We start from the raw sequence: 25,696 nt of genomic DNA, 5'->3' as shown, positions 1-25,696 counted from the left end.
TCTCCTTTCATTACCTCTACATGATAACACAAAATAGACGAGAAAGAAAGTCACAGAAGTTCCTAAAAAATAATATAATAAACGGTATTCCTCTTTTGTCTGTGGTATAATAAAAGAAAAGACTTGCAGTAAAAGCAAGGGGGGAATAAAGATGGAAAAGCGACAAGATAGACGGCCTCATGGTCCTATTTTTGGATTGTTGAAGAGTAGTATTGGTTTCTTTAGGAATTATAAATCTTGGACAAATGCCCAGTTTATTACGGTGTTGTTGCTTGCAGTTTCCTTGTCTATGGGGCTGAACTTGTTGACCCAAGCAGTACAAGGGAACAAGGGAACAAGTCCGAGTGGTCAAACAGTTGATTCTGCTCAAACGTCTGGTCAGTCTAAGGAAAATCAGTCTGCCGAAACGACAGCTCGTATCATGGCAAATGGTGACCTTCTCTACCATATTCCTATCTACCGAACAGCTCTGAAAGAAGATGGTAGCTACGATTTCCACGAAAATTTTGAATATGTGAAACCATGGCTCAAGCAAGCGGATTTAGTGCTTGGTGATTTTGAAGGAACGGTGAACAAGGACCACTACTTGGCAGGTTACCCTCTCTTTAATGCACCTGGAGAAGTCATGGATGCGATCAAAGATGCAGGCTATCAAGTTCTAGACTTGGCTCATAATCACATCTTGGATTCTCAGATAGAGGGAGTGGTTTCAACAGCAGAAGCTATTGAAAAGGCAGGGATGACACCCATAGGGGTCTACACACATGAATCCCGTGACCAAGCTCCACTAGTTATCAAGGAAGTCAATGGTATCAAGGTAGCTCTCCTGGCCTATTCTTACGGTTTTAATGGCATTGAGCAGTATATCTCTCAAGAGGATTATAATCGCTATCTTTCTGACCTGAATGAAGATAAGATGAAGGCAGAAATTGAACGAGCTGAGCAAGAAGCGGATATTACTGTCATCATGCCTCAGATGGGAATTGAGTACCAGCTAGAACCAACGGAAGAACAGAAAACACTGTACCACAAGATGATTGACTGGGGAGCTGATATTATTTTTGGAGGGCATCCTCACGTCGTTGAACCTGCTGAAACGGTTGAAAAAGATGGTGATAAAAAACTGATCATCTACTCCATGGGGAATTTCCTCTCAAACCAGCGCATTGAAACCATGCAAGACGAGGAAAATGCCAAGTGGACGGAGCGAGGAGTTCTCATGGATGTGACCATTAAGAAAAAAGATGGCAAGACAAGGATTGAAACTGCTAAAGCGCATCCAACTTGGGTTAATCGAACTCCAAAAGGTACTTACTCTCCAGAAGGCTATCCGCTCTTCCTCTATCAGACCTATATCCTAGAGGACTTCATCGAGGGAGGCAGTCATCGTGATCAGTTGGACGAGGCGACCAAGGAACGAATTGACACGGCCTATAAAGAAATGAATGAACATGTAGGGTTGAAGTGGTAGGTGCTCACCCTAAAGGAGATAGGATGACGATTAAATTAATTGCAACAGACATGGATGGAACCTTGCTAGACCCGAGAGGTCAGCTGGATCTGCCCCGCTTGGAAAAGATTTTAGATCAGCTGGATCAAAGGGATATCCGTTTTGTCATTGCGACGGGGAATGAAGTTCACCGTATGAGGCAATTACTAGAACACTTGGCGAGTAGAGTTGTCCTAGTCGTTGCCAATGGGGCGCGTATTTTTGAAAATAATAAACTGATTCAAGCACAGATCTGGGATAATGCTATGGTTGACAAGGCTTTAGTTCATTTTAAAGGGAGGGAGTGTCGAGATCAATTTGTTGTCACTAGTATGAATGGGAGTTTTGTCAAGAAAGGAACTGTTTTTACAGAACTTGATAAATTTATGACTCCTGAGATGATTGAAAAACTCTATCGGCATACAAACTTTGTTGAAGAGCTCAGATCGGATCTCTTCGGTGGGGTGCTAAAGATGAGTATGGTCGTCGGTGAAGAACGCTCTAGTTCTGTTTTGCGGGAAATCAATGACCTCTTTAATGGGCATGTAAGAGCTGTTTCCAGTGGTTATGGTTGTATCGATATCCTACAGGCTGGTGTTCACAAGGCTTGGGGATTGGAAGAATTACTCAAGCGCTGGGATTTGAAATCGGAACAAATCATGGCTTTCGGTGATAGCGAAAATGATATCGAAATGTTAGAACTGGCTGGAATTGCCTATGCGATGGAAAATGCAGATGATAATGTCAAGGCAGTTGCGACTGCCCTAGCACCAGCTAACAGCCAGGCGGGCGTTTATCAAGTCCTAGAGAATTGGTTAGAGAAAGAGGGATAAGGTGGCAGTACAGTTATTAGAGAATTGGCTCCTAAAAGAGCAGGAAAAAATTCAAGCCAAGTATCGTGGATTGAATCAAGTATCTGTTCTAGAGCCAGATATCATCTTTATTGGTGATTCGATAGTGGAATATTACCCTCTTCAAGAGTTGTTTGGGGTTGCCAAGACGATTGTTAATCGTGGCATCCGAGGCTACCAGACGAGATTGTTATTAGAGAATTTGGATGCTCATCTTTATGGTGATGCTGTGGATCAAATTGTTCTCCTAATAGGAACAAATGATATTGGAAAAGATATTCCCTTGAATGAAGCTTTGGATAATCTTGAGCGAGTGATCCAATCGATTGCCCGAGATTATCCGTTGTCACAAATAAAGCTCCTTTCCATTTTGCCAGTCAATGAGGGAGAGAAATACAAGCAGACCGTTTATATCCGAACCAATGAAAAGATTAGAGAATGGAATCAAGCCTATGAGGCTCTAGCATCCGCCTATATGCAAGTAGATTTTGTGCCGATTTATGATAGTTTGACAGATTCAGAAGGGCAACTCAAAAAAGACTATACAACAGATGGTCTCCATCTAAGTGTAGCCGGTTATCAAGCCTTATCGGAAGCCTTAAAAGAGTATCTTTTCTAAAGAGGTGGCTTGATTTTGCATTTTTCATGAAGATAGGTTATAATGGTTCTATCGTCTTTTGGGGTCGTTACGGATTCGACAGGCATTATGAGGCATATTTTGCAACCCGTGTGGCGACGTAAACGCTCAGTTAAATATAACTGCAAAAAATAACACTTCTTACGCTCTAGCTGCCTAAAAACCAGCAGGCGTGACCCAATTTGGATTGCTCGTGTTCAATGACAGGTCTTATGATTAGCGAGATACGATCAAGCCTTGTCTAGTGGTTTGATAAGAGATTAATAGACTCGCAGTTCCTAGGCTTGAGTTATGTGTCGAGGGACTGTTAAAACAATACATAACCTATGGTTGTAGACAAATATGTTGGCAGGTGTTTGGACGTGGGTTCGACTCCCACCGGCTCCATTATTCTTTCGCTAAACTTGGAAAAACGTTGTTAAATCAACGTTTTTTGTTTTTGCCTTTTGTATTCCTTGGTATTCTTTTGCTAAAAAAGGATACAAAAAAAGATACAACATTGTTGTATCTAAAAAAATAATTTTGCTTTTCTACGGAAGACATGGGATTCGAACCCACGCACGCTGTTACACGCCTACCGCGTTTCCAACACGGCCTCTTAAGCCTCTTGAGTAATCTTCCAATACTTACTAAAATAGTCTACCATAAAGCCACTTATCTTGCAATAAAAATTCTGGAAATAAGAAAAATGATAGAATTTGAAAGAAAATGATAAAAAATGCTTGACTTTGGTAGAGAATATGCTAGAATGAATAGTGTAAACGATAACAGGAGGTGATTTGGTGTTAAAAACTGAGCGGAAGCAACTGATTTTAGAGGAGTTAAATCAACATCATGTAGTTTCCCTAGAAAAATTGGTCAGTCTATTAGAAACATCAGAATCAACGGTACGAAGAGATTTGGATGAGTTGGAGGCGGAAAACAAGCTTCGCCGTGTGCATGGAGGAGCAGAATTGCCCCACTCCTTGCGGGAAGAAGAAACCATCCAAGAAAAATCTGTCAAAAACCTTCAAGAGAAGAAGTTGCTAGCTCAGAAGGCGGCCTCTCTCATAAAGGAGAAAGATGTTATCTTTATCGATGCTGGCACAACAACTGCTTTTTTAATCAAGGAACTGGTTGATAAGAATATCACAGTTGTGACCAACTCCATTCACCATGCGGCTCAGTTGGTTGAAAAGCAGATTCCAACTGTCATGGTTGGAGGTAGTGTCAAGATGGCGACAGATGCTAGTATCGGGGGCGTTGCTCTTAACCAGATTAACCAATTGCACTTTGACCGTGCCTTTATTGGGATGAATGGTGTAGACGATGGTTATTATACGACTCCTGATATGGAAGAGGGAGCTGTGAAACGTGCCATTTTGGAGAATGCCAAACAAACCTATGTCTTGGTTGATTCGTCTAAGATTGGACAAACTTGCTTTGCCAAGGTAGCACCACTTAAACGCGCCATTGTTATTACAAGTCAAGGGCATGAGCTCTTGCAGGCTATTAAGAAGAAAACGGAGGTAATAGAAGTATGATTTATACAGTCACACTCAATCCATCCATTGACTATATCGTGCGCTTGGACCAAGTCCAAGTCGGCAGTGTCAATCGTATGGACAGTGATGATAAGTTTGCTGGTGGGAAAGGAATCAATGTCAGTCGTGTCTTGAAACGCTTGGGTATTCCCAATACTGCGACTGGATTTATCGGAGGTTTTACTGGTAAATTTATCACAGATACTTTGTCAGAAGAGAAAATCGAAACGCGTTTTGTTCAAGTAGCAGAAGATACTCGTATCAATGTTAAAATCAAAGCAGACCAAGAAACAGAAATCAATGGAACGGGTCCAAATGTGGAACCAGCTCAGCTAGAAGAATTGAAAGCTATTTTGTCTAGTCTGACAGCAGATGATACGGTGGTGTTTGCAGGTTCGAGTGCTAAGAACCTAGGCAATGTTATCTATAAGGATTTGATTGCATTGACACGCCAGACTGGTGCGCAAGTGGTTTGTGACTTTGAAGGACAGATCTTGATTGATAGTTTAGACTACCAGCCACTTTTGGTTAAACCAAACAATCACGAACTTGGAGCTATCTTTGGAGTGAAACTCGAAAGTTTAGATGAAATCGAGAAATATGCTCGTGAGTTACTAGCTAAAGGTGCTCAAAACGTTATCATTTCTATGGCTGGCGACGGTGCCCTTCTTGTCACATCTGAGGGAGCATACTTCGCTAAACCAATCAAGGGAACTGTGAAAAATTCAGTCGGAGCTGGTGACTCTATGGTTGCTGGATTTACCGGTGAATTTGTCAAATCAAAAGACGCAGTAGAGGCCTTCAAATGGGGAGTGGCTTGTGGGTCAGCAACTACTTTCTCTGATGACTTGGCAACTGCAGCATTTATAAAAGAAACTTATGAAAAAGTTGAGGTAGAAAAACGATGAAAATTCAAGACCTATTGAGAAAAGATGTTATGTTGCTGGATTTGCAGGCAACTGAAAAAACAGCAGTTATTGAAGAAATGATTAATAGTCTAGTAGAGCATGGCTATGTGACAGATTTTGAAACCTTTAAAGAAGGAATTTTGGCACGTGAAGCTCTAACTTCCACTGGTTTGGGTGACGGAATTGCTATGCCTCACAGCAAGAACTCTGCTGTAAAAGAAGCGACCGTTCTTTTTGCAAAGTCAAACAAGGGTGTTGACTATGAGAGTTTGGATGGGCAACCAACTGATCTCTTCTTCATGATTGCGGCTCCAGAAGGTGCCAATGATACTCACTTGGCTGCCTTAGCCGAATTGTCTCAATACTTGATGAAAGACGGTTTTGCTGACAAACTTCGCCAAGTAACTTCAGCTGATCAAGTTATCGAGCTTTTTGACCAAGCTTCAGAAAAAGCTGAGGAGCCTGTCCAAGCACCTGTAAATGAATCTGCTGACTTTATCGTTGCTGTTACGGCTTGTACAACAGGAATTGCCCACACTTACATGGCCCAAGAAGCTCTTCAAAAAGTGGCTGCTGAAATGGGAGTCGGCATCAAGGTTGAAACCAACGGTGCTAGCGGTGTTGGAAATCAACTAACTGCAGAGGACATCCGCAAGGCTAAAGCTGTTATCATCGCTGCTGACAAGGCTGTTGAGATGGATCGTTTCGATGGCAAACCATTGGTTAATCGTCCAGTTGCAGACGGTATCCGTAAGACAGAAGAATTGATCAACTTGGCTCTTTCTGGGGATGCTGAAGTTTACCATGCTGCTAACGGAGCAAAAACTGCAACAGCATCTAATGAAAAACAAGGCCCTGGTGCTGCCTTCTACAAACATTTGATGAGTGGTGTATCTCAAATGTTGCCATTCGTTATCGGTGGTGGTATCATGATTGCCCTTGCTTTCTTGATTGATGGTGCTTTGGGTGTGCCACAAGATAGTCTTGGCAATCTCGGATCTTACCATGAGCTCGCTTCTATGTTCATGAAAATTGGTGGTGCTGCCTTTGGCTTGATGCTTCCAGTCTTTGCAGGATATGTTGCCTACTCTATCGCTGAAAAACCAGGTTTGGTAGCAGGTTTTGTGGCTGGTGCTATTGCTAAAGAAGGTTTTGCCTTTGGTAAAATCCCTTATGCAGCTGGTGGTGAAGCAACTTCAACACTTGCAGGTGTCTCATCTGGTTTCCTAGGTGCCCTTGTTGGTGGATTTATCGCAGGTGCCTTGGTTCTTGCTATCAAGAAATACGTTAAAGTTCCTCGTTCACTTGAAGGTGCTAAATCAATCCTTCTCTTGCCACTTCTTGGAACAATCTTAACAGGATTTGTCATGCTAGCTGTTAACATCCCGATGGCAGCAATCAACACTGCGATGAATGACTTCCTAGGCGGTCTTGGAGGCGGTTCAGCTGTCCTTCTTGGTATCGTTCTTGGTGGAATGATGGCTGTCGATATGGGTGGACCAGTTAATAAAGCGGCCTATGTCTTTGGTACAGGTACGCTTGCAGCGACTGTGTCAACAGGTGGTTCTGTAGCCATGGCAGCAGTTATGGCTGGAGGAATGGTTCCACCACTTGCTATCTTTGTCGCAACCCTTCTTTTCAAAGATAAATTTACCAAAGAAGAACGTAACTCTGGTTTGACAAACATCATCATGGGCTTGTCATTTATCACTGAGGGAGCGATTCCGTTTGGTGCAGCTGACCCAGCTCGTGCTATCCCAAGCTTCATCCTTGGTTCTGCAGTAGCAGGAGGACTCGTTGGTCTTGCTGGTATCAAATTGATGGCACCACACGGAGGAATCTTCGTTATCGCTCTAACTTCAAATGCCCTTCTTTACCTTGCTTCAGTCTTGGTAGGAGCAATCGTAAGTGGTGTGGTTTATGGTTACTTACGTAAACCACAAGCATAAAAATTAGATATAAAACGAAAAGATTGTACCGATTGGTGCAGTCTTTTTCTCTTTCCGAAATGGCTGTGAAATATGTTATAATAGAAGAATGGCAAACAAAAATACAAGTAAAACAAGACGGAGACCGTCTAAAGCAGAACTCGAAAGAAAGCAGGCTATCCAGAGGATGTTGATTTCCTTAGGGATTGCCTTATTATTAATCTTTGCAGCCCTCAAACTAGGTGCAGTTGGTATCACTCTTTACAATCTCATTCGACTGTTAGTCGGAAGTTTAGCTTATGTGGCTATAGGTGGTCTCCTCATCTATCTTTTTCTTTTTAAATGGATACGCAAGCAAGAGGGGCTTCTGTCAGGCTTTCTCTGTATCTTCGCTGGCTTGCTCTTGATTTTTGAGGCCTATCTTGTCTGGAAGTTTGGTTTGGAGCAGTCAGTTCTAAAAGGGACCTTGGCTCAAGTTATGACGGATCTGACTGGTATGCGGGTGACTAGCTTTGCTGGTGGAGGCCTGCTAGGTGTTGGACTTTATATCCCCATAGCCTTTCTTTTCTCCAATATCGGATCGTACTTTATTGGAGTTCTTTTGATTCTAGTTGGGGCTCTCTTGGTCAGTCCTTGGTCTATTTATGATGTTGCAGCCTTTATTGGAGCTCAGTTCAGATCCTTCATGGAAAAACAGGAACAGAGAAAACAGGAACGCTTCATCAAGAGAGAAGAAGAGAAGGCTCGTCAAGAAGCTGAAGAAGCAGCCAGAATCAAGAGAGAACAAGAAGAACAGGATGCACTACCGCTTCCTCCTGTAGATCCTGAAACTGGAGAAATCTTACCAGAAGTTCCAGACTATGATCTTCCACCAATTCCTGAAAAAGAATGGAGTGAACCCGAGATTATCCTCCCTCAAGCTGATGTTGAAGTTCTAGGTGAGAAAGAAGATTTTGATGATGAAGAGTTACAGGTCGACTTTTCAGCCAAGGAAGCCCTTGAATACAAGCTACCAAGCTTGCAACTCTTTGCGCCAGATAAACCCAAAGATCAGTCCAAGGAAAAGAAGATTGTTCGAGAAAATATCAAAATCTTAGAAGAAACCTTTGCCAGCTTTGGTATCAAGGTGGCGGTTGAACGGGCTGAAATCGGCCCATCAGTAACCAAGTATGAAGTCAAGCCAGCAGTTGGCGTACGGGTTAACCGCATTTCCAATCTGGCAGACGACTTAGCGCTGGCTCTGGCGGCCAAGGATGTTCGGATTGAGGCTCCAATACCTGGTAAATCCTTAGTCGGAATTGAGGTTCCTAACTCTGAGATCGCGACCGTTTCCTTCCGCGAACTCTGGGAACAGTCTCAAACTAAACCAGAAAATCTCCTCGAAATCCCTCTAGGTAAGGCCGTCAATGGAACTGCTCGAACCTTTGACCTTTCCAAGATGCCGCACCTACTCGTGGCAGGTTCGACAGGATCAGGGAAGTCAGTCGCAGTTAACGGTATTATTGCCAGCATTCTCATGAAAGCAAGACCTGACCAGGTCAAGTTTATGATGGTGGATCCTAAGATGGTTGAGTTATCGGTTTACAATGACATTCCTCACCTCTTGATTCCAGTTGTGACCAATCCACGCAAGGCCAGCAAGGCTCTGCAAAAGGTTGTTGATGAGATGGAAAACCGTTATGAACTCTTTGCTAAGGTTGGAGTACGAAATATCGCTGGCTATAATGCTAAGGTCGAGGAATTTAATAGCCAGTCTGAGTACAAACAAGTACCGCTTCCTTTGATTGTTGTCATTGTAGATGAGTTGGCAGACCTCATGATGGTGGCTAGCAAGGAAGTAGAAGACGCCATCATTCGTCTCGGACAGAAGGCGCGTGCTGCAGGGATTCACATGATTCTCGCAACGCAACGTCCATCAGTCGATGTTATCTCTGGTCTTATCAAGGCCAATGTCCCATCTCGTGTGGCTTTTGCAGTTTCATCAGGTACTGATTCACGAACCATCTTGGATGAGAATGGAGCAGAAAAACTGCTTGGTCGAGGAGACATGCTCTTTAAGCCGATTGATGAAAATCATCCAGTTCGTCTGCAAGGATCCTTTATCTCGGATGACGATGTCGAACGCATCGTAAACTTCATCAAGGCTCAGGCAGACGCGGACTACGATGAGAGTTTTGATCCAGGTGAAGTTTCTGAAAATGACGGTGAATTTTCAGATGGTGAAGCTGGCGGCGATCCGCTTTTTGAAGAAGCTAAGGCTCTGGTTATCGAAACGCAGAAAGCCAGTGCTTCGATGATTCAGCGTCGTTTGTCGGTTGGATTTAACCGTGCGACCCGCCTTATGGAAGAACTCGAAATGGCGGGTGTTATCGGTCCAGCTGAAGGAACCAAACCACGAAAAGTATTGCAACAATAAAAAATAGCTTCTTTCCAAAGCTGGAAGGAAGCTATTTTAGTAGTTATTGATTGCTTTTGTTTTCGGAACTAGTCGTTTTGGACGAGTTTCCACTATCAGTTGTTTCTTTTGTTGAGGAAGGTGTAGAAGAATCCTGAGTTGTTGTTTTCTTCTCTTCTTTTTGCTCTTCCTTTTTATTGGATTGAGGAGTTTCTTCCTGCGAGGTATTTTCTTTAGTGGAAGTGTTGTCCTTGTTAGGTGTAGTATTTTCCTGAGGGGCTTCTTTTTGAATTTCCTTGACAACAGTTGTTTGAGTTGTCGTCGGTTCTTTTTTGTTATTCTTGTTATTATCCATAGCGTTCATGATGGTGATAGTAGCAGTGATGAGACCAAGGATACTACCGATGGTAGCAATCGTTTTTTGAAAGACAGTAAAGCCCTTTTTGATGTGTTCTGTTTTTGGTTTTGAAGTTCTATGATAGTTAGACATGATACTCTCCTTTAATTATGATTTATTATACCTCATTTCTTTAAAAAAATCTTAAAAAAAGAGGACTTGCCCTTTCTTGTCGCAAGCTTCGTTTCATGATACAATAGAAGAAGTGATTTTAGAAAGCGTGAGAAAACATGATCTACTTTGATAATTCGGCAACGACCAAGCCTTATCCTGAAGCACTTGAAACCTATACGCAGGTCGCTTCGAAAATTGTAGGAAATCCTTCTAGCCTCCATCGTTTGGGAGACCAGGCGACACGAATTTTAGATGCTTCCCGGCAGCAAATTGCAGATTTGATTGGCAAGAAGAGTGATGAAATCTTCTTTACCTCAGGTGGTACAGAAGGAGATAACTGGGTCATCAAGGGGGTGGCCTTTGAAAAAGCCCAGTTTGGCAAGCACATCATCGTATCAGCCATTGAACATCCAGCAGTTAAGGAATCAGCCCTCTGGCTGAAAAGTCAGGGTTTTGAGGTGGATTTTGCTCCAGTTGATGAGAAAGGGTTTGTGGATGTTGAGGCTCTAGGAGCTTTGATACGACCTGATACGACCCTCGTCTCCATCATGGCAGTAAACAACGAAATTGGGTCTATTCAACCTATTGAGGCCATCTCAGAACTGTTGGCAGACAAGCCAACTATTTCCTTCCACGTTGATGCAGTTCAGGCACTCGCTAAGATTCCGACTGAAAAATATCTGACAGATCGTGTAGATTTTGCGACCTTCTCAAGTCATAAATTTCATGGTGTCCGAGGTGTTGGCTTTGTCTATATCAAGTCTGGTAAGAAAATTACGCCTCTTTTGACAGGTGGTGGTCAAGAGCGTGATTATCGTTCAACAACTGAAAATGTGGCAGGGATTGCAGCGACAGCCAAAGCTCTCCGTTTGTCTATGAAAAAGTTAGATATCTTTGTTAGTAAGACTGGGCAGATGAAATCAGTCATTCGCCAAGCGCTTTTGGATTATCCAGATATTTTTATCTTTTCAGATGAGGAAGACTTTGCCCCTCATATCCTGACTTTTGGGATTAAGGGTGTTCGTGGTGAAGTCATCGTTCACGCATTTGAAGACTATGATATTTTCATCTCCACAACCTCGGCTTGTTCATCCAAGGCTGGGAAACCTGCGGGGACTTTGATTGCCATGGGAGTGGACAAAGATAAGGCCCAGTCAGCTGTTCGTCTAAGCCTAGACTGTGAAAATGATATGAGTCAGGTTGAGCAGTTTTTGACCAAGCTAAAATTAATTTACAATCAAACTAGAAAAGTAAGATAGGAGCATTCATGCAGTATTCAGAAATTATGATTCGCTACGGAGAGTTGTCAACTAAGGGCAAAAACCGTATGCGATTCATCAATAAACTTCGCAATAATATTTCGGGCGTTTTGTCCATTTATCCCCAAGTTAAGGTAACCGCTGATCGCGACCGTGCCCACGTTTACCTCAATGGAGCCGACTACACAGCAGTTGCAGAATCTCTCAAACAAGTCTTTGGGATTCAAAATTTTTCTCCAGTATATAAGGTTGAAAAATCTGTAGAAGTTCTGAAGTCTTCTGTCCAAGAGATTATGACAGATATCTACAAGGAAGGCATGACCTTTAAGATTTCTAGTAAGCGTAGCGATCACAACTTTGAGTTCGATAGTCGTGAACTCAACCAAACACTTGGTGGAGCTGTATTTGAGGCAATTCCAAATGTCCAAGTTCAAATGAAAAATCCTGATATCAATCTTCAGGTGGAGATTCGTGAGGAGGCGGCCTATCTTTCTTATGAAACTATTCGTGGAGCAGGTGGCTTGCCTGTAGGGACTTCTGGTAAGGGGATGCTCATGTTGTCAGGAGGGATTGACTCGCCTGTAGCAGGTTATCTAGCCCTTAAACGTGGAGTAGATATTGAGGCCGTTCACTTTGCCAGTCCACCTTACACTAGTCCAGGTGCTCTCAAAAAAGCCCAAGATTTGACTCGTAAATTAACCAAGTTTGGCGGCAATATCCAATTTATCGAAGTGCCTTTCACTGAGATTCAAGAGGAAATCAAAGCCAAGGCGCCAGAAGCCTACCTCATGACTTTGACCCGTCGTTTTATGATGCGCATTACCGACCGTATTCGTGAGGTACGAAATGGTTTAGTTATCATCAATGGGGAAAGTCTCGGTCAAGTAGCTAGCCAAACTCTTGAAAGTATGCAGGCTATCAACGCTGTGACCAACACTCCTATCATCCGCCCTGTGGTTACTATGGACAAGTTGGAAATCATTGACATCGCTCAGGAAATTGATACTTTTGAAATTTCTATCCAACCGTTTGAGGACTGCTGTACCATTTTTGCACCTGATCGTCCTAAGACCAATCCTAAAATTAAGAATGCAGAGCAGTATGAAGCACGCATGGATGTTGAAGGTTTGGTTGAGCGAGCAGTGGCTGGTATCATGATTACTGAGATTACACCTCAAGCTGAAAAAGATGAAGTCGATAACTTAATTGACAATCTCCTCTAATCAGAAAATCCAGAAGAATTCAGAAAAACAAATGAAAAAGTTAGTTATTTATCCTTAAAATGGACATTTACTGACTTTTTTTCTATTTTTTATGGTATAATGAGATAAAATTTTGAATATAGAGAGTTTTCTGACAATGAATCATTCCTACTTTTACTTAAAAATGAAAGAACACAAACTCAAGGTTCCTTATACAGGAAAGGAGCGTCGTGTGCGTGTTCTTCTGCCTAAGGACTACGAGAAGGACACAGACCGTTTTTATCCTGTAGTTTACTTTCATGATGGGCAAAATGTCTTTTACAGCAAGGAGTCTTATATCGGACACTCTTGGAAAATTATTCCAGCCATTAAGCGAAATCCTGACATCAGTCGCATGATTGTCGTTGCTATTGATAATGATGGTATGGGACGGATGAATGAGTACGCAGCTTGGAAGTTTCAAGAATCTCCTATTCCAGGGCAGCAGTTTGGCGGTAAGGGTGTGGAGTATGCCGAGTTTGTCATGGAGGTGGTCAAGCCTTTTATCGATGAAACCTATCGTACCAAAGCTGATCGCCAGCACACGGCTATGATTGGTTCGTCTCTAGGAGGCAATATTACCCAGTTTATCGGACTAGAGTACCAAGATCGAATTGGTTGTCTAGGTGTCTTCTCATCTGCCAACTGGCTTCACCAAGAAGCTTTTAACCGCTATATCGAGCGTAAGAAATTGACGCCTGAACAGCGCATTTTTATCTATGTAGGAACAGAAGAAGCAGACGATACGGACAAGACCTTGATGGCTGGCAATATCAAGCAAGCCTATATCGACTCGTCGCTTCGCTATTACCGTGATTTGATTTCAGGTGGAGTAGGCTTGGATAATCTTGTCTTGAAAGTTCAGTCCGGTGCCATCCATAGTGAAATTCCATGGTCGGAAAATTTACCAGACTGTCTCCGATTTTTTGCGGAGAAATGGTAAGTTAGGAAAGGAGAAAGCCAATGCATATTGAAAACCTTAGCCATTGGAGTGGCAATCTTAATCGTGAAATGTACCTCAACCGTTATGGACATGCTGGGATTCCAGTTGTGGTTTTTGCTTCATCTGGTGGCAGTCACAATGAATACTATGATTTTGGCATGATTGATGCCTGTGCTTCCTTTATCGAGGAAGGGCGCGTCCAGTTCTTTACTCTCTCCAGTGTCGACAGTGAGAGCTGGTTGGCTACTTGGAAAAATGGTCATGACCAGGCGGAGATGCACCGCGCCTACGAACGCTATGTGATTGAGGAGGCCATTCCTTTTATCAAGCATAAAACAGGTTGGTTTGATGGCATGATGACGACAGGTTGCTCGATGGGGGCCTACCATGCACTTAATTTCTTCCTCCAGCATCCAGATGTCTTCACCAAGGTGATTGCTCTCAGCGGTGTTTACGACGCACGTTTCTTCGTTGGCGATTACTACAATGATGATGCTATTTACCAAAACTCACCAGTAGATTATATCTGGAATCAAAACGACGGATGGTTTATCGACCGTTACCGTCAGGCAGAAATCGTCGTTTGTACGGGCCTTGGTGCTTGGGAACAAGACGGTCTACCATCTTTCTACAAGCTCAAAGAAGCCTTTGACCAGAAACAAATTCCAGCCTGGTTTGCTGAATGGGGACACGATGTCGCCCACGACTGGGAATGGTGGCGTAAACAAATGCCCTATTTTCTTGGACACCTGTATCTATAAAAGGAGTTGCCTATGAATTACCTTGTTATTTCTCCCTACTATCCGCAAAACTTTCAACAGTTTACCATCGAGCTAGCCAATAAAGGCATCACCGTTCTAGGGATTGGGCAAGAACCCTATGAACAACTAGATGAACCATTGCGCAATAGCTTGACCGAGTATTTCCGTGTGGACAATCTTGAGAACATAGACGAAGTCAAACGTGCTGTTGCCTTTCTTTTCTACAAGCATGGACCAATCGACCGCATCGAATCCCACAATGAATACTGGCTTGAGCTGGACGCAACACTCAGAGAGCAATTCAATGTCTTTGGTGCCAAACCAGAGGATCTCAAAAAGACCAAGTTTAAGTCTGAAATGAAGAAATTTTTCCAAAAAGCAGGTGTCCCTGTGGTACCTGGGGCTGTCATCCAGACGGAAGCAGATGTGGACCAAGCAGTTGAGACGATTGGCCTACCAATGATTGCCAAACCTGACAATGGAGTGGGAGCGGCAGCCACCTTTAAGTTGGAAAGTCAGGAAGATGTGGACCGATTCAAGCAAGAATGGGATCATTCGACCGTTTATTTCTTTGAGAAATTTGTCACTTCTAGCGAAATCTGTACCTTTGACGGGCTTGTGGATAAGGATGGCAATATCGTATTTTCAACGACTTTCGATTATGCCCATACACCACTTGATCTCATGATTTATAAGATGGACAATTCCTACTATGTGCTCAAGGATATGGATCCAAAACTGCGCAAGTATGGCGAGGCCATTGTCAAGGAATTTGGTATGAAAGAGCGCTTTTTCCATATCGAGTTTTTCCGTGACGGGGACGACTATATTGCCATTGAGTACAATAATCGTCCTGCAGGTGGCTTTACCATTGATGTTTATAACTTCGCTCACTCCTTGGACCTCTACCGAGGTTATGCGGCGATTGTTGCAGGTGAAGAATTCCCAGCATCAGAGTTTGAACCACAATACTGTTTAGCTACATCACGTCGTGCTAATGCTAACTATGTTTATTCAGAGGAGGACCTTCTTGCCAAATACAGCCAGCAATTCAAGGTCAAAAAAATCATGCCAGCAGCCTTTGCAGAGCTACAAGGGGACTACCTTTATATGCTGACTACTCCGAGTCGCCAAGAGATGGAGCAGATGATTGCGGACTTTGGTCAGCGTCAAGAGTAACGAAAAGGATGAAAGGAGTTTGACTTCTTTTGTCCTTTTCTTAAAGATAAGTTAAATAAAGCGTTTTCCATAGATTCTTTTAGAAAATCTGTTGCTAAAAGGTTTAAAAATTGATAGAATAAGGATTATCTAAAAAAATTAAGGAGAATCTATCAAATGGATTTTACATGGGCTATTAAATATGCCACTGAATTTTTGGGAACTGCCATTTTGGTCATTCTTGGTAATGGTGCAGTTGCTAACGTTGAACTTAAAGGTACGAAAGGTCACCAAAGTGGCTGGCTCGTTATCGCGGTTGGTTACGGTATGGGGGTTATGATCCCAGCCTTGATGTTCGGTAATGTATCTGGTAACCACATCAACCCAGCTTTCACACTTGGACTTGCTGTGAGTGGACTTTTCCCTTGGGGACAAGTACCATATTACATCCTTGTGCAAGTTTTAGGAGCGATTTTTGGTCAAGCTATGGTCGTTGCAACTCACCGTCCTTACTACTTGAAAACAGAGAATTCTAATAACATTTTGGGTACTTTCTCAACGATTTCAAATGTTGATCACGGTACAAAAGAATCACGTTTCGCAGCAAGTGTAAATGGTTTTATCAATGAGTTTGTCGGTTCGTTTATTCTGTTCTTTGCAGCCCTAGGAATGACTAAAAACTTTTTTGGTGCAGAAGTAATGCAATACATGAAGCAAATGGCAACGCAGGCTAATCAAACAGTTGACTTCTCTGAATTAGCTATCAAAGCTCAAATAGCACCACACACAGCAGCAGGTCTTTCAGTTGCTCATTTAGGGCTTGGTTTCCTAGTAATGGCCTTGGTAACTTCACTCGGTGGACCTACTGGACCTGGTTTGAACCCAGCTCGTGACTTTGGACCACGTCTTCTTCACGAACTCCTTCCAAAATCAGTTCTTGGTCAACACAAGGGTGATTCAAAATGGTGGTATGCTTGGGTTCCAGTTGTAGCTCCAATTGCAGCGGGTATTGCAGCAGTAGCACTATTCAAACTACTTTACCTATAAGAAACGAAACTGGGGAAACCCAGTTTTTTTCTTGGGAAATTTTCTAATTTAAACAAATATGGCTTGTAAAATATTCTAAAATCCTTTAAAATAAAATAGTTGGAGGAATTTATGGATGTGAATGAGATTGTTCGGATCATTCCGACTTTGAAAGTTAATAATCGAAAATTAAATGAGATATTTTACATTGAAACTCTTGGGATGAAACCCTTATTAGAAGAGTCTGCCTTTCTTTCATTAGGCGACCAGACGGGTACGGAGAGATTGATTTTAGAAGAGGCTCCAAGCATGCGAACTCGCAGAGTTGAAGGACTTAAGAAGCTAGCTAGGCTCTTGATAAAGGTTGAGGATCCTTCCGAAATCGAGGCCCTTCTTTCTCAAATGAAGTCTCTTCCTCGCTTGTTTAAAGGAAGTCGTGGATATGCTTTTGAGATTGTTTCTCCTGAAGAGGATGTGATCCTTGTTCATGCGGAAGATGATATAAGAGATTTGGTTCCACTGGAAACTGTTCCTGAATTTTATTCAAATACAAGTATAAAATATGTGAGCCAATTTGAGGTTTCTATGGAGTTGCGTATGCCTGAGGGAACAGAGAGTTTACTTGATCCTGAAGGAGTAGCGCAAGCAATCACCTTTACTAAAGGGCAAGGGCCAGATTTGGCTGTTGAAAACAATGTCACTTGGGACCTGACGATGTTGAAATTTTTAGTAAGAAATTTTGATTTAAGTAGCCTTCGTAAGAAATTTGAAAAGACAGGTTACTTTGTCCCTAAGTCTGAAAAATTCTTCCTTGGTAAAGATACCAATAACATTGAATTGTGGTTTGAAGAAGCATGAAGTGGGAAAAAATTCTAAGAAAAATAGAAAATCAAATCGAGGCAGGGATTTATCCCGGGGCCTCTTTTGCGTATTATAAGGATGGTGAATGGAAAGAATCTTATCTAGGATTGAGTGATCCAGAAAGGGGCTTGAAAACAGAGAGCGGTTTGATTTATGATCTGGCTAGTGTGAGTAAGGTTGTGGGAGTGGGGACGGTTTTTACCTTCTTGTGGCAGCAGGGCAAATTAGATATTAATCGACCGGTGACGGATTTTTTACCGGAGTGTGATTATCCTGATATCACTATACGGCAACTTCTGACTCATGCAACAGACTTAGACCCCTTTATTCCAAATCGGGATCTCTTGACTGCCCCTGAATTAAAAGAAGCCATGTTTCACCTCAACAGACGAAGTCAGCCTGCTTTCTTATACTCAGATGTTCACTTTTTACTCTTGGGCTTTATTTTGGAAAAAATCTTTGACCAAGACTTGGATCAGATTATAGAAGAACAAGTTTTGGGACCATGGGGAATGACGGGAACCAAGTTCGGCCCCGTTGAGCAAGCTGTCCCAACAGTGAGAGGAGTGGAGGCCGGAATCATTCACGATCCCAAAGCCCGTCTACTAGGGAAACACGCTGGAAGTGCTGGTTTGTTTTCGACTGTTAAGGATCTGCAAATCTTTCTGGAACATTATTTGAAAGATGATTTTGCAGCAGATTTGTGCCGAAATTTTTCTCCTTTAGATGATAAGGAGCGTTCCCTAGCCTGGAATCTGGAGGGAGTTTGGCTCGACCATACGGGCTATACGGGTACCTTTATCATGTGGAATCGAGAGAAACAAGAAGCTGCTATCTTTTTATCCAATCGAACGTATGAGAAGGATGAGCGTGCCCAGTGGATAGTCGATCGAAACCAAGTCATGGAAATGGTTCGTCAAGAAAAGTAGGGGTGAAGTATGTCAAAAACCGTAAAAGGAACTCTGTATACAGTAGTGGCAGGGATTGCTTGGGGCTTGTCTGGAACCAGTGGCCAATACCTGATGGCACACGGGATTTCCGCTCTAGTCTTGACCAATTTGCGACTTATCATTGCAGGTTTGGCACTGGTAGCCTTATCCTATATGACTGCAAAGGATAAACTCTATGCTTTTTTTAAAGACAGAAAAAGCCTTTTATCTCTGCTGTTGTTTGCCTTGTTTGGACTTTTCTTAAACCAGTTTGCCTATCTTTCTGCCATTCAGGAAACCAATGCTGGAACGGCGACAGTTCTCCAGTATGTATGCCCCGTTGGGATTTTAGTTTATACTTGTATGAAGGATAAGGTGGCGCCTACTCTGGCTGAGATTATTTCGATTGGATTGGCTATAGGAGGAACTTTTCTGATTGCGACGCACGGGAAAGTTGACCAGTTGTCTGTCACACCCCTAGGTCTGTTCTGGGGCCTCTTTTCAGCCTTGACCTATGCCCTCTATATCATCCTTCCTATTGCTTTGATTAAGAAGTGGGGCAGTATTTTGGTGATTGGTGTCGGGATGGTTATTTCTGGTGTAGTGGCTATTCCTTTCACAGGAGTCTTACAGGCCAGCATACCGACTAGCCTAGATTTTCTCTTTGCATTTGCTGGGATTATCATCATCGGAACGGTCTCTGCATATACAGCTTTCCTAAAGGGAGCTAGTCTGATAGGTCCTGTTAAGTCTAGTTTATTGGCTTCCATAGAGCCAATTTCTGCTGTTTTCTTTGCCTTTCTGATTATGAAGGAACAGTTTTATGCGATTGATTTTGTCGGTATGGCCATGATTTTACTAGCCGTGACCATTATTTCATTGAAAGATTTGCTGTTGGAAATAAAGAGTAAGTAATTAAAAAATCCACTCAATCGAGTGGATTTTTTGTGTATAGATGATTAGTCTTTATTTTCGTGTGGCAAAATCAAGTTTAAGATGATTCCTGTCATGGCTGATAGAGCAGTACCTGAAAGTGTAACTGGGCCAAGTTTGAGGATAGCCCCACCAAGTCCAAGTACCAACATGGCACTTGCGATGATGAGGTTACGCATTTGGCTGAAGTCAACGCGTTCCTTAATCAAAACTTTCAAACCATTGCTGGCGATAACTCCGTAGAGAAGGATGGACATGCCACCAAGCACAGCATTTGGAATGGTTGAAATCAAGGCAGTGAATTTACCTAGGAAGCTAAGAGCAATTGCGATGAAGGCCGCGTTACGGATAACAGAGACAGAAGCGATACGAGTCATCCCGATAACTCCTGTATTTTCTCCGTAAGTCGTATTAGCTGGTCCACCTAGGAAGGCTGATACAGATGTCGCGATACCGTCACCAAGAAGCGTACGGTGAAGTCCTGGTTCTTTCAGGAATTGACGGCCACAGATTTGGCTTAAAACTGTGTGGTCTCCGATGTGTTCTGAAATGGTTACAATAGCGATTGGCAAGATAGCAATTGTTTCAGGACCGAAGTACAAGTTGTACTCTTTAAAGGCTCCACCTGTACTAAATGGCAAGTAGAAACCAGGAATTTCAAACCAATTGGCTTGAAGGACTGGGGTAAAGTCAACCAAACCAAGCATCATAGCGAAGATATACCCACCGATGATGGCAAAGAGGAAAGGAATGATACGAAGGAAACCTTTTCCTTTTGTATTGATAAAGGCGGCAATCAAGAATGTAACAACGGCTACAAGAGCGTTCTTCCAGTTTCCGTCTGCTACAAGTCCAGCATTCGTTACAGCAGAACCAGCAAGACCAAGACCGATAACGATGATCATAGGTCCGATAATGATTGGTGGCAAGAGTTTGTCAATCCATTTCGTACCTGCAAAACGAACACTTGCTGCTACAAGGACATAGACCAAACCAGTCAAGATTACCCCCGTTTGAGCAGCAGATACATCGCCCCCCATTTCTTTCATGGCTAGAGACATCGCTGTGATAAAGGCGAATGAAGAACCTAGGTAAACTGGAACCTTAAAGCCAGTAGAAATCATGTAGATAAGTGTTCCAATACCGGATGCAAAGAGAGCAACCGATACGGGCATTCCCAAAATTAAGGGAACGAGAATGGTTGCACCAAACATGGCAAATACGTGCTGGAAGCTTAGAAGAATACCTTTACCAGCAGAAGGACGTTGATCAACGTCTAGTAACAAGTCAACAGTTGATTCCTGTTTCATAAAAACCTCACTTTTGGGCACCAAAAAAGAGCCCATTATTTTGCAGCAATAGGCCCTCAGAGTAAGACTTTTTAAAAAATAGCTATCTTTTAAAAATTTATATAAATCTGCGCCTTCGTCACCTCACAGGATGACATTAAAAACCTTTGCTTGTGATAGTATAGCAGAAAAAAATGATTTTGTAAATCATTTTTTCCCGAGCCTAGAAATGTGAGAGCGAGGTTGATTTTGTAAATTGTTTAAAGTGGGCGTTTGTTGGGCATGCCAGCCTTACGTGGATATTTGTTTGGGGTTTCCTTTTTCTTTTCAACCACAGTGATGTAGCGCGGATCTCCATTTGGTAGAGCGTAGCTGAGATTGTCTTTGACCTTACTGAAGAGGAGGTTGAGAGCGTTCTTGGCTTCTAGCAATTCCTCAGGAGCATTGCTGGCCTTGAGTGCCAATAGTTTTCCTCCGACTTTAAGATAGGGAATGGTCAGCTCAGACAAGACCTGCATACGGGCAACCGCACGAGCCGTCACCACATCAAACTGGGCACGGAAGTTCTTGTCTTGAGCAAAGTCTTCAGCGCGTCCATGGTAGAAGTGAACACCATCCAAATCCAACTCCTGAGCCAAAAGCTGAAGGAAGTTGATGCGCTTATTGAGCGAATCAATGATGGTCACATCTAGCTGAGGATAGAGAATTTTCATGGGTAGACTAGGAAATCCTGCCCCCGCTCCGATATCAAGAAGTTTGATATCTTCATTGGGAATCAAACCCTGCAGGATGGGAGCAATCGAATCATAAAAATGTTTGAGATAAACTTCTTCTTTGTCTGTAATAGCCGTCAAATTAATCTTTTCATTCCACTCGACCAAGAGCTCAAAATAACGTTCAAATTGGTTCTTTTGCTGGTCAGAAAGTGGAAGATTTTGCTCAGCTAGTAGTCTGTAAAATGTTTCTGGTTTCATAGTAGTTTCCTTCTCTAGTATCATCTTATTTTACCATATTCGTTAAAATTTTGATATACTGGTATTAATCTAAAAGCAGAAAGGAATAAGATTATGACTTGGATTATTCTTGGAGTTTTGGCTCTGATTGTTATTTTTGTGATTGTTAGCTATAACGGTTTGGTTAAAAATCGTATGCAGACCAAGGAGGCTTGGAGCCAGATAGATGTTCAGTTGAAGCGTCGTAATGATCTCCTCCCAAACTTGATTGAAACAGTTAAAGGCTATGCGAAATATGAAGGTTCTACTTTGGAAAAAGTAACAGAACTTCGTAGACAAGTAGCCGCAGCAACTTCACCGGCAGAAGCTATGAAGGCCAGTGATGCCCTTACCCGCCAGATTTCTGGTATCTTTGCAGTAGCAGAGAATTACCCAGACTTGAAAGCTAGTGCTAACTTTATCAAATTGCAAGAAGAGTTGACCAATACAGAAAATAAAATTTCTTACTCACGCCAACTCTACAACAGTATTGTCAGCAACTACAATGTAAAACTTGAAAGTTTCCCAAGTAATGTCATCGCAGGACTATTTGGCTTTAAAGCTGCAGACTTCCTTCAAACGCCTGAAGAGGAAAAGGCAGTTCCTAAAGTTGACTTTAGCGGATTAGGTGACTAAGATGTTGTTTGATCAAATTGCGAGCAATAAACGAAAAACCTGGATTTTGTTGCTGGTTTTCTTCCTACTCTTGGCCTTGGTTGGTTATGCGGTTGGCTATCTCTTCATGCGCTCAGGTCTTGGTGGCATGATTATTGCCTTGATTATTGGTCTTATCTACGCTCTGACCATGATCTTTCAATCGACAGAGATTGTCATGTCCATGAATGGGGCGCGTGAGGTTGATGAGCAAACAGCACCAGACCTCTACCATGTAGTAGAAGATATGGCCATGGTCACTCAGATTCCCATGCCGCGTGTTTTCATCATTGAGGATTCATCTTTAAATGCCTTTGCAACAGGTTCAAACCCGCAGAATGCAGCAGTCGCAGCAACATCGGGTCTTCTGGCAATCATGAATCGTGAGGAGCTAGAAGCTGTTATGGGTCATGAAGTCAGTCATATCCGAAACTACGATATTCGCATTTCGACCATTGCTGTCGCCCTTGCCAGTGCCATTACCCTTCTGTCTAGTATGGCAGGACGGATGATGTGGTGGGGTGACACTGGTCGCAGACGGAGTGATAATGATCGTGACGGAAATGGTTTGGAGATTATCATGCTTGTTGTCTCTCTCTTAGCCATTGTTCTGGCACCTCTCGCAGCAACCCTGGTGCAATTAGCCATTTCCCGTCAGAGGGAATTTCTAGCGGATGCATCCAGTGTGGAGCTGACTCGCAATCCTCAAGGGATGATCAATGCACTGCGCAAGTTGGACAATAGCGAGCCGATGCACCACCATGTTGACGATGCCAGCAGCGCTCTTTATATCAATGATCCCAAGAAAGGTGGCGGACTTCAAAAACTCTTTTATACCCACCCACCTATCTCAGAACGAATCGAACGTTTGAAACAGATGTAAAAAAATCCAGAGAGGTTTCTCTGGATTTTTGCTTTTAGTATCTCGCTTTTAACTTGTTATCTCACCGAAAAATAGTATAATATATGTAATTCCATATAATTGAGGTGAATGATGTATAAGCGCTGGATGACGTTTTTCTTGATTTTGATTTTTATGCCAATTCATTTGAGTATAGCAGAGAAAATCATGCGAATAAATTCATTACCGCTATCAATCCTTTTTACACTTGTCGAACTTGCATTATTTTTATATGTAGGAAAAAAGTATGACTTGTTTCACATTCGGAAAATCTGCCTAAAAGATATTTTAAAATGTTTTCTTTCATACGCCTTGCTTTTCCTGTTTTATATTATGGTCAATTTTTTAGGCCCTACCCAATCAGACACAACTCAAGCTGTGCAAAGTTTATCACTTTCATGGTCTGTACTTTTTGTGGATCTCTGTGTTTTGGCACCTGTCACGGAAGAAATCTTTATGCGAGGTATGTTACAGGGGATAGTATTTAAGAATACATATTTTGGATTGTTTGCCACATCGCTTCTTTTTGCTTATCTGCATGGTCCCTATACTATTCCTAGCTTTATAACCTATTTAGGTATGGGATTTGCATTTGGGATAAGGTATAAGACTTCTGATAACCTATGGAATTCCATTCTTTTGCATGTCCTTAATAATCTGGTTGCGCTTTGCTTTTTGTATATGAGATAATGCTACATTAGAATGCTTTGAGCTGTAAGATAGTAAAAAATGATTTCTAGCTTATACAATTTAAACAAAAGTCTGTCACGTAGACGATGCCAGCAGCGCTCTTTATATTAATGATCCTAAAAAAGACGTATGTAAAAAAATCCAGAGAAATCTCTCTGGATTTTTGCTATGTTCAACATTTATAAATCTTGTAAATCGACGACTTCCAAACCATTTTCTGTTAAACGATAGATACTCGTACAGACCTCTTTTAAGAAGCGTCTGTCATGCGAAACAGTGATCAGACCGCCGGGATAGGAGGCAAATAGTTTTCTGATTTCGGGTTGAGAAGTGGGAGAAAAGTTTCGTGTAGGCTCATCGAGAATCAGAAAGTTTGGTTTTCGCAGGACTAATTCCAAGAGAAGGAGTTTGCCTTGTTGACCACCAGATAAGGAGCGGATTTGGTGCTGCATCTCTGGATAGCTGAAATTGAGACTGGCTAAGTGGGATTGGATTTTCTGTAGTTCCTCTTTTTGTCCAGTGTGGCTGAGATAGGCTACTGGAGATAGATCCAATTGTAGTTTTTTATGGTAATCTTGTGGCATAAAACCAAGCGATATTTCTCTTTTGGCGCTGAGCAGTTGTTGAAACTTGGCTAACAGAGTTGATTTTCCAACACCATTTGGCCCGATGATACCGATTTTATCTTGGCCACGGACCGTTAGTCGTAACTCCTGAGCTAAAATACGCTCGCCAATGGACAAATTTTCTTTTTCCAGTTGGACTAAGACTTTAGAAGATGGTAATGGTTGGATGTCTGAAAAGAAAAGTTGGATTTGTTCCTCTTCAAGTGGCTTTTGGATCATGGACTGAGCTTCCTTTTCAAAGCGTTTTTCTTGAGAGAGAATAGTTTTCATCTTTTTAGCCAATAGGCGACCAGCAGTACTGTCTTTGGTAGCTCGAAGTGCAGTTTCTACATTTTGCTTGACGCGACGATGTTTTTCCAAGGTTTTTTCATAGGCTCTCTGGTCGTTAGCAGCTTGCTGACTTTGTCTTGCAAAACTAGCCTTTCTCTGCTCACTATAGCGATCATAGTCTAAATGCTCGACTAGCGTTTCAGCTTCTTTTCGGTGCTTGACCAGTCGCAAGTGGACAATTGTATCTGCCGTATGAGAAAGAAAATCTTCATCATGGGAAATGAAAATAACAGTTTGCCTAATCTTTCGAATCTGACCTTTTAGCCAATCAACTGTCTCAAGGTCCAAGTCATTTGAAGGTTCATCTAAAAATAGAATCTCAAAAGGTTTGGCTAACTCATGAATGAGCTGAATTTTCAAAGCTTCGCCCCCTGATAGACTGCCAATTTCTTGGTCGCTAGCAAAACGGTCGCTATCAAAGTGCAACTCCTCCGCCAAACGATAAAGAATGCTGTAGTCTAAATCAGCAGAATCCAAAAAGAAGTAGTCATGGAGAGTCCTACTTTTCAGAAACTCGGGGAGTTTTTGAGGAATGTAGGCCAGTGATTGAAGATCAGACTGTATGTCGCCCTTGATAGTAAAATCAGGTAATGCTTCCCCCATTAAAGCTCGTAGTAAAGTCGATTTACCATTTCCTTCTTCACCAATAATAGCAACCTTTTCCCCGTCTTGGATAGTCATGCTTAGGTCAGATACAAGATCTCGTAGATCTTTGTTTTGAGTGATGGTTAGATGATTGATTTTTATCATATTGTTGCCCTTTCTAGAATGTCGATAGTGCATAACAAAAAGCTCTACTTTATCTAGTAGAGCCCAAAGTCACTGTCCAAAACTCTATTATCCTCGTTGAAAAACTCGTCA

23 protein-coding genes, 1 tRNA gene and 1 other RNA gene are annotated in these 25,696 nt (G+C 42.3%); 20 read left to right on the top strand and 5 right to left on the bottom strand.

All coding sequences use genetic code 11. The features are described from left to right. The first annotated feature begins 151 nt into the window (after positions 1 to 151). The 4 genes from MK405_RS03995 (at position 152) to ssrA (ending at position 3,367) form a co-directional block, all read left to right on the top strand. Positions 152 to 1,471 (top strand): CapA family protein, encoded by a 1,320-nt coding sequence (locus MK405_RS03995; RefSeq protein ID WP_268704391.1) that lies wholly within the window; start codon positions 152 to 154, stop codon positions 1,469 to 1,471. A gap of 23 nt (positions 1,472 to 1,494) precedes the next feature. Continuing rightward, positions 1,495 to 2,322, top strand: coding sequence for an HAD family hydrolase (locus MK405_RS03990; RefSeq protein ID WP_268704390.1), 828 nt, complete (start codon positions 1,495 to 1,497; stop codon positions 2,320 to 2,322). 1 nt (position 2,323) lies between these two features. Further along, complete coding sequence (locus MK405_RS03985) at positions 2,324 to 2,959, top strand: SGNH/GDSL hydrolase family protein (protein WP_268704389.1); 636 nt, start codon at positions 2,324 to 2,326, stop codon at positions 2,957 to 2,959. A 60-nt stretch (positions 2,960 to 3,019) separates the two neighbouring features. Next, positions 3,020 to 3,367: a transfer-messenger RNA gene (ssrA, locus tag MK405_RS03980) on the top strand. Positions 3,368 to 3,510: 143 nt separating this feature from the next. Here ssrA and MK405_RS03975 read toward each other — a convergent pair. After that, positions 3,511 to 3,598, bottom strand: a tRNA-Ser gene (locus tag MK405_RS03975). A gap of 161 nt (positions 3,599 to 3,759) precedes the next feature. Between MK405_RS03975 and MK405_RS03970 the strand changes: the two genes are divergently transcribed. From MK405_RS03970 to MK405_RS03955, 4 genes are all read left to right on the top strand, one after another. Continuing rightward, a complete protein-coding gene (locus MK405_RS03970; protein ID WP_268704388.1) occupies positions 3,760 to 4,500 on the top strand; it encodes a DeoR/GlpR family DNA-binding transcription regulator in 741 nt (246 codons plus the stop codon). Then, a complete protein-coding gene (pfkB, locus tag MK405_RS03965; RefSeq protein WP_268704387.1) occupies positions 4,497 to 5,408 on the top strand; it encodes a 1-phosphofructokinase in 912 nt (303 codons plus the stop codon). Before MK405_RS03970 ends, pfkB begins: the two co-directional genes overlap by 4 nt. After that, positions 5,405 to 7,357 (top strand): PTS fructose transporter subunit IIABC, encoded by a 1,953-nt coding sequence (locus tag MK405_RS03960; RefSeq protein ID WP_268704386.1) that lies wholly within the window; start codon positions 5,405 to 5,407, stop codon positions 7,355 to 7,357. Before pfkB ends, MK405_RS03960 begins: the two co-directional genes overlap by 4 nt. 88 nt (positions 7,358 to 7,445) lie before the next feature. Next, the gene (locus MK405_RS03955; protein WP_326845810.1) at positions 7,446 to 9,752 is read left to right on the top strand and encodes a DNA translocase FtsK; all 2,307 of its coding nucleotides are present in this window, start codon (positions 7,446 to 7,448) and stop codon (positions 9,750 to 9,752) included. A gap of 43 nt (positions 9,753 to 9,795) precedes the next feature. Here MK405_RS03955 and MK405_RS03950 read toward each other — a convergent pair whose 3' ends face one another. Continuing rightward, complete coding sequence (locus MK405_RS03950) at positions 9,796 to 10,221, bottom strand: DUF6556 family protein (RefSeq protein WP_057488553.1); 426 nt, start codon at positions 10,219 to 10,221, stop codon at positions 9,796 to 9,798. A gap of 137 nt (positions 10,222 to 10,358) precedes the next feature. On the opposite strand from MK405_RS03950, the gene MK405_RS03945 reads away from it, so the two are divergent. From MK405_RS03945 to MK405_RS03905, 9 genes are all read left to right on the top strand, one after another. Next, positions 10,359 to 11,501, top strand: a complete 1,143-nt coding sequence (locus tag MK405_RS03945; RefSeq protein WP_268704384.1) for a cysteine desulfurase family protein — start codon at positions 10,359 to 10,361, stop codon at positions 11,499 to 11,501. Positions 11,502 to 11,509: 8 nt separating this feature from the next. Beyond that, positions 11,510 to 12,724, top strand: a complete 1,215-nt coding sequence (gene thiI / locus MK405_RS03940) for a tRNA uracil 4-sulfurtransferase ThiI (protein WP_268704383.1) — start codon at positions 11,510 to 11,512, stop codon at positions 12,722 to 12,724. Positions 12,725 to 12,860: 136 nt separating this feature from the next. Further along, entirely contained in the window at positions 12,861 to 13,685 is an 825-nt protein-coding gene (locus MK405_RS03935; protein ID WP_084933086.1) for an alpha/beta hydrolase, read from the top strand. Positions 13,686 to 13,705: 20 nt separating this feature from the next. Beyond that, positions 13,706 to 14,446 (top strand): esterase family protein, encoded by a 741-nt coding sequence (locus tag MK405_RS03930; protein WP_000546816.1) that lies wholly within the window; start codon positions 13,706 to 13,708, stop codon positions 14,444 to 14,446. A 12-nt stretch (positions 14,447 to 14,458) separates the two neighbouring features. After that, positions 14,459 to 15,625 (top strand): ATP-grasp domain-containing protein, encoded by a 1,167-nt coding sequence (locus MK405_RS03925; protein ID WP_248023772.1) that lies wholly within the window; start codon positions 14,459 to 14,461, stop codon positions 15,623 to 15,625. A gap of 156 nt (positions 15,626 to 15,781) precedes the next feature. After that, on the top strand, positions 15,782 to 16,651 hold the full coding sequence (gla, locus tag MK405_RS03920) for an aquaglyceroporin Gla (RefSeq protein WP_268704382.1): 870 nt from the start codon (positions 15,782 to 15,784) through the stop codon (positions 16,649 to 16,651). Positions 16,652 to 16,762: 111 nt separating this feature from the next. Next, on the top strand, positions 16,763 to 17,488 hold the full coding sequence (locus MK405_RS03915; protein ID WP_268704381.1) for a CppA N-terminal domain-containing protein: 726 nt from the start codon (positions 16,763 to 16,765) through the stop codon (positions 17,486 to 17,488). Beyond that, complete coding sequence (locus MK405_RS03910) at positions 17,485 to 18,420, top strand: serine hydrolase domain-containing protein (RefSeq protein ID WP_033585028.1); 936 nt, start codon at positions 17,485 to 17,487, stop codon at positions 18,418 to 18,420. Before MK405_RS03915 ends, MK405_RS03910 begins: the two co-directional genes overlap by 4 nt. 9 nt (positions 18,421 to 18,429) lie before the next feature. After that, positions 18,430 to 19,335, top strand: a complete 906-nt coding sequence (locus MK405_RS03905; RefSeq protein ID WP_268704380.1) for a DMT family transporter — start codon at positions 18,430 to 18,432, stop codon at positions 19,333 to 19,335. A gap of 44 nt (positions 19,336 to 19,379) precedes the next feature. Here MK405_RS03905 and MK405_RS03900 read toward each other — a convergent pair whose 3' ends face one another. Continuing rightward, the gene (locus tag MK405_RS03900) at positions 19,380 to 20,663 is read right to left on the bottom strand and encodes a uracil-xanthine permease family protein (RefSeq protein ID WP_000808282.1); all 1,284 of its coding nucleotides are present in this window, start codon (positions 20,661 to 20,663) and stop codon (positions 19,380 to 19,382) included. A gap of 239 nt (positions 20,664 to 20,902) precedes the next feature. Beyond that, positions 20,903 to 21,616 (bottom strand): 16S rRNA (guanine(527)-N(7))-methyltransferase RsmG, encoded by a 714-nt coding sequence (gene rsmG, locus MK405_RS03895; protein ID WP_109289812.1) that lies wholly within the window; start codon positions 21,614 to 21,616, stop codon positions 20,903 to 20,905. Positions 21,617 to 21,709: 93 nt separating this feature from the next. Here rsmG and MK405_RS03890 point away from each other — a divergent pair, with 93 nt between their 5' ends. The 3 genes from MK405_RS03890 (at position 21,710) to MK405_RS03880 (ending at position 23,879) form a co-directional block, all read left to right on the top strand. After that, positions 21,710 to 22,270, top strand: a complete 561-nt coding sequence (locus MK405_RS03890) for a LemA family protein (protein ID WP_033583977.1) — start codon at positions 21,710 to 21,712, stop codon at positions 22,268 to 22,270. A gap of 1 nt (position 22,271) precedes the next feature. Beyond that, a complete protein-coding gene (gene htpX / locus MK405_RS03885) occupies positions 22,272 to 23,171 on the top strand; it encodes a zinc metalloprotease HtpX (RefSeq protein WP_268704379.1) in 900 nt (299 codons plus the stop codon). A gap of 108 nt (positions 23,172 to 23,279) precedes the next feature. After that, complete coding sequence (locus MK405_RS03880) at positions 23,280 to 23,879, top strand: CPBP family intramembrane glutamic endopeptidase (RefSeq protein WP_268704378.1); 600 nt, start codon at positions 23,280 to 23,282, stop codon at positions 23,877 to 23,879. A 179-nt stretch (positions 23,880 to 24,058) separates the two neighbouring features. Here MK405_RS03880 and MK405_RS03875 read toward each other — a convergent pair whose 3' ends face one another. Then, a complete protein-coding gene (locus MK405_RS03875) occupies positions 24,059 to 25,618 on the bottom strand; it encodes an ATP-binding cassette domain-containing protein (RefSeq protein ID WP_268704377.1) in 1,560 nt (519 codons plus the stop codon). Between the last annotated feature and the right edge of the window lie 78 nt (positions 25,619 to 25,696).

It is taken from the genome of Streptococcus oralis, assembly GCF_026782345.1.
GTDB classification, from domain to species: Bacteria; Bacillota; Bacilli; order Lactobacillales; family Streptococcaceae; genus Streptococcus; species Streptococcus oralis_CK.
Note: the sequence above shows the minus strand (reverse complement) of the source record. Positions and strands in the feature narration are given on the sequence as shown.